Below are 13,899 nucleotides of genomic sequence, written 5' to 3'. Positions count from 1 at the left end.
TCCACCTCCTCGCTTCATCGGCGTTGATTATTGCCTTAATATAGGGAGTAATAAATTGCTGAGTTTTTATCAGGAGTTCCCCTTTTATGTCTTCCGGTCGTTTACAACAGCAGTTCATCCGCCTGTGGCAGTGCTGCGACGGCAAGTCGCAGGAGACCACGCTCAACGATCTGGCCACTATGCTGAGCTGCTCGCGCCGCCATATGCGAACCTTACTGAACATGATGGAGGAGCGCGGTTGGCTAACCTGGGCGGCGGAAGCCGGACGCGGCAAACGTTCCCAGCTCTCATTTCTCTATACCGGCCTCGCGCTGCAGCAGCAGCGAGCGGAAGACCTGCTGGAACAGGACAGAATCGATCAGCTGGTGCAGTTGGTTGGCGATAAAGCCGCCGTCCGACAAATGCTGGTTTCCCATTTGGGCCGCAGCTTTCGTCAGGGACGGCATATTCTGCGCGTGCTCTACTATCGTCCGATGAAAAATTTGCTGCCCGGCAGCGCGCTGCGCCGCTCGGAAACCCACATCGCCCGGCAGATTTTTAGCGCTCTCACTCGGGTAAATGAGGAAAATGGGGAACTGGAGGCCGATATTGCTCACCATTGGCAGCAGATCACCCCGACCCACTGGCGCTTTTTCCTGCGTCCGGGGATTCATTTTCATCATGGACGCGAACTGGAGATGGAGGATGTCATCACCTCCCTGCAGCGCAGCAACGCCCTGCCGCTGTTCTCACATATCGAGCGCATCGACTCCCCTACTGCCTGGACCCTCGATATTCATCTCGCCCAACCTGACCGCTGGTTGCCGTGGTTGTTAAGCCAGGTTCCGGCCATGATCCTGCCGCACGAGTGGCAGTCGATGGATAATTTCTCCAGCATCCCCGTCGGCACCGGGCCCTACTCGGTGGTGCGCAATAACCAGAATCAGCTCAAAATTCACGCCTTTGACGACTATTTCGGCTACAGGGCGCTAATCGATGAAGTGAACGTCTGGGTCCTGCCGGAAATCAGCGAAGAGCCCAACGGCGGGTTAACGTTACAGGGCACCACGCAAAGCGAGAAAGCGGTAGAAAGCCGTCTGGAAGAAGGTTGTTATTACCTGCTGTTCGATGCCCGCAGCCCGCTCGGCGCCAACGCGTCGGTACGCCAGTGGCTGAGTTATCTGTTCCAGCCCGCCAGCCTGCTCTACCACGCCGGCGAGCACTATCAGGGTAACTGGTTCCCGGCCTATGGCCTGCTGCCCCGCTGGCATCACGCGCGCAGCCACGCCTGCGAAAAACCGCCGGGCCTGGAAACGGTCAGGCTGACCTACTACCAGGACCACGTCGAACATCGCGTGATCGGCGGAATCATGGCGACGTTGCTGGCCGAGCATCAGGTTAAGCTGGAAATTCAGGAACTGGAATACCAGGAGTGGCACCGCGGTGAAGCGGTCAGCGACGTGTGGCTCAACAGCGCCAACTTTACCCTGCCGATCGATTTTTCCCTGTTTGCCTGGCTGTATGAAGTCCCGCTGATTCGCAACTGTATTCCCATCGACTGGGAGGAGGACGCAAGCCTCTGGCGTGCGGGAGAGCTTAACCCCGCCACCTGGAGCCAGAAGCTGCTGGCCAATCAAACCGTAGTGCCGCTCATTCACCACTGGCTGATGATCCAGGGACAGCGCAGCATGCGCGGCGTACGCATGAACACGCTTGGCTGGTTTGACTTTAAATCCGCGTGGTTCGCGCCGCCGGAGCCGTAATACTTTCAGTCCGCAGACAAAATCATTACACTAACTGCCGTTCTCAACGGGGTGCTAATAAACATACGCAATCTCATTCAAGTTGCCTCAAGGCGCGGTTAGCGCAGAAGCAACCCGAAGATAAAGCGTATGGGCTGAGAAAATACCCGTCGAACCTGATCCGGATAACGCCGGCGAAGGGATTTGAGGCCCACTCAAAATCCTTTGCCCCCCCTTTTTCTGAGGTGCAAAGTGTTGAAAAAATTACTCCCGCTGTTGGCGCTGGTCGCCGCGCCCGTTTTTGCCAAACCGCTGCTCACCGTTTATACCTACGACTCGTTCTCCGCCGACTGGGGCCCCGGCCCGGCGGTTAAAAAAGCCTTTGAAGCCGACTGCGGCTGCGAACTGAAGTTCGTGGCGCTGGAAGACGGCGTCTCGCTGCTCAATCGTCTGCGCATGGAAGGCAAAAACAGCAAAGCCGACGTGGTGCTTGGGCTGGATAACAACCTGCTGGAAGCCGCCTCGCAGAGCAACCTGTTCGCCAAAAGCGGCGTACCGGCCAGCGCGGTCAGCGTGCCCGGCGGCTGGGACAACGACACCTTCGTCCCGTTCGATTACGGCTACTTCGCTTTTGTTTACGATAAAAACAAGCTGAAAAATCCGCCGAAAAGCCTGAAAGAGCTGGTTGAGGGCGAGCAGAAATGGCGGGTGATTTATGAAGATCCGCGCACCAGCACGCCGGGACTGGGGCTGCTGCTGTGGATGCAAAAAGTTTACGGCGATAAAGCGCCGGAGGCCTGGCAGAAGCTAGCGGCGAAAACCGTCACCGTCACCAAAGGCTGGAGCGAAGCCTACGGCTTGTTCCTGAAAGGCGAGAGCGATTTGGTGCTGAGCTATACCACCTCCCCGGCTTATCACATTATTGCAGAGAAGAAAGAGAACTATGCCGCGGCAAACTTTGCTGAAGGCCACTACCTGCAGGTCGAGGTTGCCGCCCGCACTGCAGCCAGCAAACAGCCGGAGCTGGCGGAAAAATTCCTCAAATTTATGGTATCCCCTGGCTTCCAGAACGCGATCCCGACCGGCAACTGGATGTATCCGGTCACTCAGGTTGCGCTTCCGTCAGGCTTTGACGCGCTGATGAAACCACAAACGACCCTCGAATTTACCCCGCAGCAGGTGGCTACCGAACGCCAGAACTGGATCAGCGCATGGCAACGCGCCGTCAGCCGCTAGCTTTCGGCTGGCTACTGCCGGGAGTCACGGCGGCCATCATTCTGGTCGTCGTGGCGCTGGCCGCCTTTCTGGCGCTGTGGTTCAGCGCGCCGGAAGCGGCCTGGGGCGTGCTGATCAGCGATAGCTATCTCTGGCACGTCGTACGTTTCTCTTTCTGGCAGGCCTTTCTTTCGGCGCTTTTTTCGGTGCTGCCGGCGATATTTCTCGCCCGCGCCCTCTACCGGCGTCGATTCCCCGGGCGAACGCTGCTGCTGCGCCTTTGCGCAATGACCTTAATTCTGCCGGTGCTGGTGGCGGTCTTCGGCATCCTTAGCGTCTACGGCCGTCAGGGCTGGCTGGCCGAATTATTTAACGCTTTCGGCTGGCAGTGGTCGTTCTCGCCTTACGGGCTACAGGGGATCCTGCTGGCGCACGTATTCTTTAATATGCCCATGGCCACGCGCCTGCTGCTGCAAACGCTGGAAAATATCCCCGGCGAGCAGCGGCAAATCGCCGCCCAGCTCGGCATGCGCGGCTACGTTTTCTTCCGTCTGGTCGAGTGGCCGTGGCTGCGCAGGCAAATTGCTCCGGTCGCGGCGCTGATCTTTATGCTCTGTTTCGCCAGCTTTGCAACCGTGCTGTCGCTGGGCGGCGGCCCACGGGCAACCACCATCGAACTGGCGATTTACCAGGCCCTTAATTTCGACTACGACCCGGGCCGCGCGGCGATGCTGGCGCTGATCCAGATGATCTGCTGCCTTGGGCTGGTGCTGCTTAGCCAACGGCTGAGCAAAGCCCTCGCCATCGGGGCCAGTCATATTCGCGGCTGGCGCGATCCCGACGACCGGCGGTACAGCCGGTTGTGTGACATGGCGTTGATTGGCGCAGCGCTTTTGCTGCTGCTGCCGCCGCTGCTGGCGGTGATACTTGACGGTCTGAATAGCAATCTGTTTCGCGTGCTGCATCAGCCCGCGCTGTGGCAGGCGCTGGGGACATCGCTGCGCATCGCGGTTGCCGCCGGGCTCTTGAGCGTTATCCTGACCATGATGCTGCTGTGGAGCAGCCGCGAGCTTCGCGCCCGCCGTCGCCCTCTGGCCGGGCAGGCGCTTGAGCTGAGCGGGATGCTGATCCTCGCTATGCCGGGCATCGTGCTGGCCACCGGCTTCTTCCTGCTGCTCAATAACAGTGTGGGCCTGCCCGAGTCCGCCGACGGTATCGTGATTTTCACCAACGCGCTGATGGCGATCCCCTACGCGCTGAAGGTGCTGGAGAACCCGATGCGCGATATCGCCGCCCGCTACGGCACCCTCTGCCAGTCGCTGGGGATGCACGGATTTACCCGTCTCAGGGTGGTTGAGCTTCGCGCGTTAAAGCGCCCGCTGGCCCAGGCGCTGGCCTTCGCCTGCGTGCTGTCGATTGGCGACTTCGGCGTGGTGGCGCTGTTTGGTAACGAAGATTTTCGTACCCTGCCATTCTACCTGTATCAGCAGATCGGTTCTTATCGTAGCCAGGACGGCGCCGTAACCGCCCTCCTGCTCCTGCTGCTGTGCTTTTTACTCTTTAGCGTGATTGAAAAACTTCCGGGGCGCGATGCTAAAACTGAATGATGTGACCTGGCTTTACCAGCATCTGCCGATGCGCTTTACGCTTTCCGTCGAACGCGGAGAACGCATCGCGGTGCTTGGCCCCAGCGGGGCCGGGAAAAGCACGCTGCTGAACCTGATTGCCGGTTTTTTGCCTCCCGCCAACGGCAGTATCGACATCGACGGCCAGCCTCATACCCACACGCCGCCCGCGCGTCGTCCGGTATCGATGCTGTTTCAGGAAAATAACCTGTTTAACCACCTCACAATCCGCCAGAACATTGCTCTGGGAATGCATCCGGGGCTTAAGCTGAACCCGGAACAAACCGCCCATTTGCGGGTCATCGCCGGACAGATGGGGATCGACGCGATGCTAGAACGGCTGCCGGGAGAGCTTTCCGGCGGCCAGCGTCAGCGCGCGGCGCTAGCGCGCTGTCTGGTACGCAAGCAGCCGGTGCTGCTGCTGGATGAACCTTTCTCGGCGCTCGATCCCGCGCTGAGGCAGGAGATGCTGGCGCTGGTTGCCAACGTCTGCCAGCAGCAGCGGCTGACGCTATTAATGGTATCGCACAGCGTAGAAGATGCGGCGCGCATCGCGCCGCGGTCGGTGGTTGTGGCTGAGGGACGAATCGCCTGGGATGGCGACACCGCCTCGCTGCTCAGCGGCAACAGCAGCGCCTCGACGCTGCTGGGAATTAGCGCAAAATAACCTTCTGTAGGATCTCCAGATAGACTGGCATCAGCGGGTGGCGGAAGGTGAAAACCAGCGTGGCCCCGGCGGCGCACACCGTAAGCGGAGCAAGCCACAGCAGACGCGAACGCGGCAGAAAGCGGGTTAACCGATCGGCGGAATTTTTGGCGCTGCGCCACAGCCGCCAGCACAGCCACGCCGCCAGCCACGCCAGCAGCGCCGCGCCCAGCAACAGCCACTTAAAGCTGGCGCTATTCTCATCGGACGGAATATCAATGGCCGCCCCGGCGAGGATCCCCGGTAAGAAGTAGAGCGGCGGCCACAGCAGGCAGCCAATGATATTTGGCGGGATGAATTTCGCGACCGGCAGATCGAGCATTCCGGCGACCATCGGCACCAGCGGGCGCGTCGGCCCGACAAATCGGCCAATCAGAATGGTCAACATGCTGTGCTGGTGCAGCGCATGCTCGGTTTTATCCAGCAGCGCTTTATTTTTCTTTAAAAAAGACCAGCGGTGTAGCGGCTTTTTGAAGCGCCAGCCCAGCCAGAACGAAATCCAGTCACCGAGCAGACAGCCGATAATCCCCGCCAGCCACGCCTGCCAGAAGTTAACCTCGCCGCTGCCGATCAGCGCCCCCAATCCGGCCATCATCACCGTTCCCGGTAAGATAAGCCCCACCAGCGCCAACGACTCCAGGAAGGCAACCAGCAGAACGGCTATCAGGGAATAGACCGTGGATTGAGTAATAAAGTGTTCCAGCAATGCTTGCATAATGTACCCGGTTTAAAAACGAAGCACGGATTCTCCGGAGCCGTAAATACTTCGTCAAGCCATCATTTGTTTGTATAGTTTACTGGCTGTGTTAATAATCCGGGCCATCATTTCACTTTCTTTACTTTTTATTCACACCCGGCGCGAAACTCGCTCGGGCTGGCGCCGGTACATTTCTTAAATACGCGCGAAAAGTAGAGCTGATCCTCGAAACCGACGTTACGGCCAACGGTGGCGATCGGCATCCGCGTGGTGCTCAGCAGCAGCTTGGCCTGGCTAATGCGCTGATCCTCCCGCCACCCCAGCACGCTGATCCCCAGCTGCTGGCGGAACAGATGCGACAGGCGCGACGGCGACAGGCACACGTGCTGGGCGACGCTGGCGATATCAAAATGACTGTCCGCCAGATGGTCGCTGATGTACTGGCAGGCATCGCGCACCCGATTATCCAGCGGCGGATGCAGCGATTCGTTGATGGCCTCCATGCGCCTGAGCAGCAGTTGCTCCATGAGATTGATCGCTAGCAGTTCAGAGTAACGCCCGGCCCCCTGCCCAGCTTCCACAATCTGCCCGAACAGTTCGCCAAAGCGCGTCTGCCACTGCTCATCGGGACGAAAAAAACCGGTCTGGGCGAAAATAGTCGGCCAGTTTAGCCATTCATGCCAGTAGGCGCGCGGCCGGAAATAGACCCACTGGTGATACCACTCGCGAGCATCGGGGTGACGGCCATAATGGTGAATCTCTCCCGGTGGAAATAGCAGCATGTCGCCGGGCCGACAGATAAACTGCTCCCCGTGGTTATTGATCACCCCTTCGCCACGAATCGTCAGGTTCAGGATATAGCCTTTCATCCCCAGCGGACGGTCAATAAAGAAATCCAGATACCCATCGGCGTCAATCGGCGTCAGGCCCGTCACCAGATGGGCGTTAAAAGAGTAACCCGGCAACAAAGGATCGTTTTGCGTTTCGGCCATAAACTCTGCTCTCCTGGAGACATTGAGGACACCAATTGTCCATACCTTGCATTTTATCCTCTGGCTGACAGCGCGTGCTGCGACGCGGGTTATAAATTGAATTAAAACCCGCCACCTCTCGGCTAAAACTGAGCGCAGCGCACAATTCAGGCGCTTTTAGCGCATAACTGAAGTGTCTATAAAGACGACAGGAAAGTCCACATTGAATATTTGCACGGCGTCACACTTTGCGACGTCACAGCAATATAGTCCATAAGATTAGCGAATACAGCCTGACGGTTTTCAGCCCAGATATCTACTGTTTCACCATGAATGATTTTTAGCATGGAGTAACAGCATGGCAATTGCGATTGGCCTCGATTTTGGCAGTGATTCAGTACGCGCCCTGGCGGTAGAGTGCGCAACGGGCGAAGAGCTCGCCGCAAGCGTCGAGTGGTATCCGCGCTGGCAGGAGGGGCTGTTTTGTGATGGCCCGAACAACCAGTTCCGCCATCATCCGCGCGACTATATTGAATCGATGGAAGCCGCGCTGAAAAGCGTCCTTGCCTCACTGAGCGCTGAACAGCGCGCTGCCGTGGTGGGTATCGGCGTGGATAGCACCGGCTCAACTCCCGCGCCCATTGACGCCGACGGCAACGTCCTGGCGCTACGCGACGAATTCGCCAGCAACCCCAACGCCATGTTCGTCCTGTGGAAAGACCACACCTCGGTGGAAGAAGCGGAGGAGATTACCCGCCTGTGCCACCAGCCGGGTAAAGAAGACTACTCCCGCTATATCGGCGGTATCTACTCCAGTGAATGGTTCTGGGCCAAAATCCTCCACGTTACCCGCCACGATAGCGCCATCGCCGAGGCCGCCGCGTCGTGGATTGAGCTATGCGATTGGGTACCCGCGCTGCTTTCCGGGACCACCCGCCCGCAGGATATTCGTCGCGGCCGCTGCAGCGCCGGGCATAAATCGCTGTGGCACGAAAGCTGGGGCGGCCTGCCGCCAGCCGGTTTCTTCGATGAACTCGACCCGATTATCAACCAAAACCTGGCCTACCCGATGTTCAGCGATACCTGGACTGCGGATGTCCCGGTGGGCACCCTGACCGCCGAGTGGGCCGCGCGCCTGGGCCTGCCGCAAACCGTCGCCATCTCCGGCGGCGCTTTCGACTGCCATATGGGCGCCGTCGGCGCCGGTGCACAGCCAAACGCGCTGGTCAAAGTGATCGGCACCTCCACCTGCGACATTCTGATCGCCGATAAACAGAGCGTCGGCGAGCGTACGGTGAAGGGTATTTGCGGCCAGGTCGACGGTAGCGTTGTGCCTGACTTTATCGGTATGGAAGCGGGGCAATCCGCTTTTGGCGACATCTACGCCTGGTTTGGCCGCATCCTCGGCTGGCCACTGGAGCAGCTGGCGCAAGCGCATCCGGAACTCAAAGAGCAGATCAAAGCCAGCCAGAAACAGCTGCTGCCTGCCCTGACCGACGCCTGGGCGAAAAATCCGTCTCTTGACCATCTGCCGGTCGTGCTGGACTGGTTTAACGGCCGCCGTACGCCGAATGCCAACCAGCGTCTAAAAGGGGTCATTACCGATCTCAATCTCGCCACCGACGCCCCGGCGCTGTTCGGCGGGCTGATTGCCGCCACCGCCTTCGGCGCCCGCGCCATTATGGAGTGCTTCACCGACCAGGGGATCCCGGTCAATAACGTGATGGCGCTCGGCGGCATCGCGCGGAAAAACCCGGTGATCATGCAGGCCTGTTGCGATGTGCTAAATCGCCCGCTGCAAATCGTCGCCTCCGATCAGTGCTGCGCGCTGGGCGCGGCTATCTTCGCCGCCGTCGCTGCGGGCGTATACCGCGATATACCCGCCGCGCAGGAAAACATGGCCAGCCAGGTGGAAAGTACCCTGCAGCCCCGTCCGGCCCAGGCGCAACGCTTCGAACAACTCTACCAGCGCTACCAGCAGTGGTCGCTCAGCGCGGAACAACGTTATCTCCCTTCGACTGCAAAGGCGGAAACCGCGCCGCAATCGCAGGCAGCTCTCACCCATTAAGGATATAAAAATGACTATTTTTAATAATTATGAAGTGTGGTTCGTCATCGGTAGCCAGCATCTGTATGGCCCTGAAGCGCTACGTCAGGTTACGAAGCACGCAGAACATGTGGTGAGCAGCCTGAATGCGGAAGCCAAGCTGCCGTGCAAACTGGTGCTGAAACCGCTGGGTACAACCCCGGATGAGATTACCCATATCTGCCGCGACGCCAATTACGATGACAAGTGCGCCGGGATGGTGGTGTGGCTGCATACTTTCTCGCCCGCGAAAATGTGGATTAACGGCCTCACGATCCTGAATAAACCGCTGATGCAGTTCCATACCCAGTTCAACGCGGCCCTGCCGTGGGACAGCATCGATATGGACTTTATGAACCTGAACCAGACCGCGCACGGCGGCCGCGAGTTTGGCTTCATCGGCGCCCGAATGCGTCAGCAGCACAGCGTGGTGACCGGCCACTGGCAGGATAAAGAAGCGCATCAGCGCATCGGCGCGTGGATGCGTCAGGCGGTCTCTAAACAGGATACCCGTCACCTGAAAGTCTGCCGCTTCGGCGATAACATGCGCGAAGTGGCGGTTACCGACGGGGATAAAGTCGCCGCGCAGATCAAGTTTGGCTTCTCGGTTAACACCTGGGCGGTGGGCGATCTGGTGCAGGTCGTCAATGCGGTCACCGACGGCGAAATCAGCGCGCTGATTGATGAGTATGAAAGCAGCTATCGTCTGACGCCCGCGGTACAAATCCACGGCGATAAACGGCAGAACCTTCTCGACGCCGCGCGCATTGAGCTGGGGATGAAGCACTTCCTGGAACAAGGCGGCTTCCACGCGTTTACCACCACCTTTGAAGATTTACACGGCCTGAAACAACTTCCGGGTCTCGCCGTGCAGCGTCTGATGCAGCAGGGCTACGGCTTTGCGGGCGAGGGCGACTGGAAAACCGCCGCTCTGCTTCGCATCATGAAGGTGATGGCAACTGGTCTGCAGGGCGGCACCTCCTTTATGGAGGATTACACCTATCACTTCGAGAAAGGCAACGATCTGGCTCTGGGCTCGCATATGCTGGAAGTCTGCCCGACCATCGCCACCGCGGAGAAACCGATTCTCGACGTCCAGCCTCTGGGTATCGGTGGTAAAGCCGATCCGGCGCGCATCATCTTTAACACCCAGACCGGCCCGGCGATCGTTGCCAGCCTGATCGATCTCGGCGATCGCTATCGTCTGCTGGTGAACACCATTGAGACGGTGAAAACCCCGCACGAGCTGCCGAAGCTGCCGGTCGCCAACGCCCTGTGGAAAGCGCATCCGGATCTGCGCACCGCGTCTGAAGCGTGGATCATCGCCGGCGGCGCGCACCACACTGTCTTCAGCCATGCGCTAACCCTCGACGACATGCGCCAGTTTGCTGAGCTGCAGGATATTGAGCTGACCGTGATTGATAACGAAACCCGTCTGCCCTCCTTCAAGGACGCGCTGCGCTGGAACGAAGTGTATTACGGTTCAAAACGCTAAGAGGCCGTTCCCTCACCCTCTCCCTTGGGGTGAGGGGAACTGACTCGCCAGCAATTCGGAGCACAGTATGTTAGAAGATCTCAAACGCCAGGTTCTCGAAGCCAACCTGGCCCTGCCAAAGCATAATCTGGTCACCCTCACCTGGGGCAACGTCAGCGCCGTCGACCGTGAACGGGGCGTGCTGGTGATTAAACCCTCCGGCGTCGACTACAGCGTAATGAGCGCCGAAGATATGGTGGTGGTCAGCCTGGAGACCGGCGAAGTGGTTGAAGGCGAGAAAAAACCCTCGTCGGATACGCCAACCCACCGTTTGCTGTATCAGGCATTCCCGACGCTGGGCGGCATTGTTCATACTCACTCGCGTCACGCCACCATCTGGGCGCAGGCCGGACAGTCGATTCCCGCCTCCGGCACCACCCACGCCGACTACTTCTACGGCGCGGTCCCCTGTACCCGTCTGATGACCGACGAGGAGATCAACGGCGAGTACGAATGGGAAACCGGCGCGGTGATCGTCGAAACCTTCCGTGAAAAAGGGATCGATCCAGCGCAAATGCCCGGCGTGCTGGTGCACTCGCATGGCCCGTTTGCCTGGGGGAAAAACGCCGAAGATGCGGTGCATAACGCTATCGTTCTGGAAGAGATCGCCTATATGGGTATCTTCTGCCGCCAGCTGGCACCGCAGCTGCCGGAGATGCAGCAAACGCTGCTGGATAAACACTATCTGCGCAAGCACGGCGCGAAAGCCTATTACGGACAGTAAACCTCCACAGTAGTCCCGGCTCGCTCTACGCTTAGCCGGGCTACCCTCTGCGGACGAGTAGCCCGGATAAGGCGTTTACGCCGCAATCCGGGAAACAGCGCGCAACACAACCTCCGGCCTATACCTGTATAAAACCCCAGCATCATTTCGTGAACCAGGCTATAATCAGGCCTGGTTTTGACTCATGAGAGCACGGCGTGACGCAGCCACGAGCAGGTTTTTTACTCACCCGTCACTGGCGGGATACCCCACAGGGCACCGAACTGACTTTCTGGCTGGCGACTGATGACGGCCCGCTTGAGGTCACGCTGCCGCCGCAGGAATCCGTGGCGTTCATTGCCGAATCTCAGCGTCCGCAAGTTGAACGCCTGCTGCAGGGCGAAAACGGCCATCGCCTTGCTGCGCTCAATCTGCAAGATTTTCATCGCCAGCCGGTATTTGGCCTCTACTGCCGCGCTCACCGCCAGCTGATGCGGCTGGAAAAAAAGCTGCGCGAAAACGGCATCACGGTATATGAAGGCGACATTCGCCCGCCGGAGCGCTATCTGATGGAGCGCTTTATTACCGCCCCGGTGTGGGTGGAAGGCGAGGCGCGCGGCCAGCGGCTGGTTAACGCGCGAATGAAGCCCAACCCCCACTACCGTCCGCCGCTGAAATGGGTGTCGCTGGACATCGAAACCAGCCGCCACGGCGAACTCTACTGCATTGGTCTTGAAGGCTGCGGCCAGCGGGTCGTCTATATGCTCGGGCCGGAGCCCGCCTCGCTGCCAGCCGTCAACTTCACGCTGGAGTACGTCGCCAGCCGCCCGCTGCTGCTGGAAAAGCTTAACGCCTGGTTTGCCGCTCACGACCCGGACGTGCTGATCGGCTGGAACGTGGTGCAGTTCGATTTACGCGTTCTGCAAAAGCACGCCGAGCGCTATCGTATCCCGCTGATGCTCGGGCGCGGCAACAGCGAACTGGAGTGGCGCGAGCACGGTTTTAAAAATGGCGTCTTCTTTGCTCAGGCCAACGGCCGACTGATTATCGATGGCATCGAGGCGCTGAAATCCGCGTTCTGGAACTTCTCCTCTTTTGCCCTGGAATCGGTGGCCCGCGAACTGCTCGGTGAGGGCAAAGCCATTGATAACCCTTGGGATCGGATGGATGAAATCGATCGCCGTTTTCACCAGGATAAACCGGCGCTGGCGACATACAACCTGCAGGACTGCGAGCTGGTTACGCGCATCTTCCATAAAACCGAGATCATGCCTTTTTTACTAGAGCGCGCGACGGTCAACGGCCTGCCTGCTGATCGCCACGGCGGTTCGGTCGCCGCCTTCAGCCATCTCTATTTCCCGCGCATGCACCGGCTCGGCTACGTTGCGCCGAACCTTGGCGCAGTACCGCCGCAGGCCAGTCCCGGCGGCTACGTGATGGACTCGCGCCCCGGCCTCTACGACTCGGTGCTGGTGCTGGACTACAAAAGCCTGTATCCGTCGATTATCCGCACCTTCCTGATTGATCCCGTGGGGCTGGTTGAAGGGCTGGCGCATCCCGATGACGCTCATAGCACCGAAGGCTTTCTCGGCGCGCGCTTTTCGCGAGAAAAACACTGCCTGCCGGGCATTGTCGGGCAGATCTGGCACGGTCGCGACGAGGCCAAGCAGCATAAAAACAAGCCGCTGTCGCAGGCGCTGAAGATCATTATGAACGCCTTCTACGGCGTACTCGGCACCAGCGCCTGCCGCTTTTTCGATCCCCGTCTGGCCTCCTCCATCACCATGCGCGGCCACGCGATTATGCGCCAGACCAAAGCGCTGATTGAATCCCAGGGCTACGACGTTATCTACGGCGATACCGACTCCACGTTCGTGTGGCTCAAGCGGGCCCACAGCGAAGAGGAAGCCAACGGTATCGGCCGCTCGCTGGTGGACTTCGTCAACGCATGGTGGGCGGCGGAGCTCAGCAAAGAGGGACTTGCCAGCACACTGGAGCTGGAGTTCGAAACCCACTTCTGCCGCTTTCTCATGCCCACCATTCGCGGCGCGGACACCGGCAGTAAAAAGCGCTACGCCGGGATGATTCAGGAAGGCGGCGAGCAGCGAATGGTGTTTAAAGGGCTGGAGACGGTACGTACCGACTGGACGCCGCTGGCCCAGCAGTTTCAGCAGGAGCTTTATCTGCGCATTTTTCGTCATCAGCCCTATCAAGATTACGTACGCGAAACCATCGATAAGCTGATGAACGGCGAGCTTGACGATCGTCTGATTTACCGTAAACGCCTGCGTCGTCCGCTGGCGGAGTATCAGCGCAACGTGCCGCCGCACGTGCGCGCGGCCAGGCTCGCTGATGAGCAAAACGTCAGGTTAGGCAGGCCGCAACAGTACCAGCAGCGCGGCAGCATTAAATATGTCTGGACCACCGGCGGGCCGGAGCCGGTGGACTATCAGCAATCACCGCTGGATTATGAACACTACCTTTCTAAGCAATTAGAGCCTGTCGCCGAAGGAATACTTCCCTTTGTCGACGACGATTTTGCTACAATAGTGACGGGGCAACTGGGGCTATTTTGATTTTTCCTCACCCATTCCGCTGGCGCAAAAGCCGTAAAATGAAGGGTGAGGAGGACGTGACGAAC

Annotated in this window: 10 protein-coding genes and 1 riboswitch; of the genes, 8 read left to right on the top strand and 2 right to left on the bottom strand. The window is 59.0% G+C overall.

Annotation, left to right across the window (positions count from 1 at the left end; all coding sequences use genetic code 11):
* The first annotated feature begins 86 nt into the window (after positions 1–86).
* The 4 genes from sgrR to thiQ all read left to right on the top strand — a co-directional run bounded on the left by sgrR (position 87) and on the right by thiQ (position 5,228).
* Positions 87–1,742, top strand: a complete 1,656-nt coding sequence (gene sgrR, locus IYV58_RS04310) for an HTH-type transcriptional regulator SgrR (RefSeq protein WP_004128875.1) — start codon at positions 87–89, stop codon at positions 1,740–1,742.
* Between the two features lie 37 nt (positions 1,743–1,779).
* A riboswitch (TPP riboswitch) is annotated at positions 1,780–1,942 on the top strand.
* Between the two features lie 31 nt (positions 1,943–1,973).
* Entirely contained in the window at positions 1,974–2,957 is a 984-nt protein-coding gene (gene thiB, locus IYV58_RS04305; protein WP_004128872.1) for a thiamine ABC transporter substrate binding subunit, read from the top strand.
* Positions 2,933–4,543: a thiamine/thiamine pyrophosphate ABC transporter permease ThiP gene (gene thiP / locus IYV58_RS04300; RefSeq protein ID WP_004128869.1), complete on the top strand. Its 1,611-nt coding sequence runs from the start codon at positions 2,933–2,935 to the stop codon at positions 4,541–4,543. The genes thiB and thiP overlap by 25 nt, the downstream gene beginning before the upstream one ends.
* Entirely contained in the window at positions 4,527–5,228 is a 702-nt protein-coding gene (gene thiQ / locus IYV58_RS04295; protein WP_172879722.1) for a thiamine ABC transporter ATP-binding protein ThiQ, read from the top strand. Before thiP ends, thiQ begins: the two co-directional genes overlap by 17 nt.
* Here the strand turns inward: thiQ and IYV58_RS04290 are convergent.
* Both IYV58_RS04290 and araC read right to left on the bottom strand, forming a co-directional pair.
* Complete coding sequence (locus tag IYV58_RS04290) at positions 5,215–5,982, bottom strand: DedA family protein (RefSeq protein ID WP_004128864.1); 768 nt, start codon at positions 5,980–5,982, stop codon at positions 5,215–5,217. The genes thiQ and IYV58_RS04290 overlap by 14 nt on opposite strands.
* Positions 5,983–6,110: 128 nt before the next feature.
* Positions 6,111–6,956: an arabinose operon transcriptional regulator AraC gene (araC, locus tag IYV58_RS04285; protein WP_004128863.1), complete on the bottom strand. Its 846-nt coding sequence runs from the start codon at positions 6,954–6,956 to the stop codon at positions 6,111–6,113.
* Between the two features lie 337 nt (positions 6,957–7,293).
* Here araC and araB point away from each other — a divergent pair, with 337 nt between their 5' ends.
* The 4 genes from araB (at position 7,294) to polB (ending at position 13,834) form a co-directional block, all read left to right on the top strand.
* Complete coding sequence (gene araB, locus IYV58_RS04280; protein ID WP_004128862.1) at positions 7,294–9,003, top strand: ribulokinase; 1,710 nt, start codon at positions 7,294–7,296, stop codon at positions 9,001–9,003.
* A 10-nt stretch (positions 9,004–9,013) separates the two neighbouring features.
* Positions 9,014–10,516 (top strand): L-arabinose isomerase, encoded by a 1,503-nt coding sequence (araA, locus tag IYV58_RS04275; protein ID WP_195729444.1) that lies wholly within the window; start codon positions 9,014–9,016, stop codon positions 10,514–10,516.
* 67 nt (positions 10,517–10,583) lie between these two features.
* Complete coding sequence (araD, locus tag IYV58_RS04270; RefSeq protein WP_195729443.1) at positions 10,584–11,279, top strand: L-ribulose-5-phosphate 4-epimerase; 696 nt, start codon at positions 10,584–10,586, stop codon at positions 11,277–11,279.
* A 197-nt stretch (positions 11,280–11,476) separates the two neighbouring features.
* Positions 11,477–13,834, top strand: coding sequence for a DNA polymerase II (gene polB, locus IYV58_RS04265; RefSeq protein WP_195729442.1), 2,358 nt, complete (start codon positions 11,477–11,479; stop codon positions 13,832–13,834).
* Positions 13,835–13,899 lie beyond the last annotated feature (65 nt).

The organism is Klebsiella sp. BDA134-6 (assembly GCF_015601345.1).
In the GTDB taxonomy this organism is placed as follows: Bacteria; Pseudomonadota; Gammaproteobacteria; order Enterobacterales; family Enterobacteriaceae; genus Klebsiella; species Klebsiella grimontii.
This window is presented reverse-complemented; position numbering and strand designations above follow the sequence as displayed.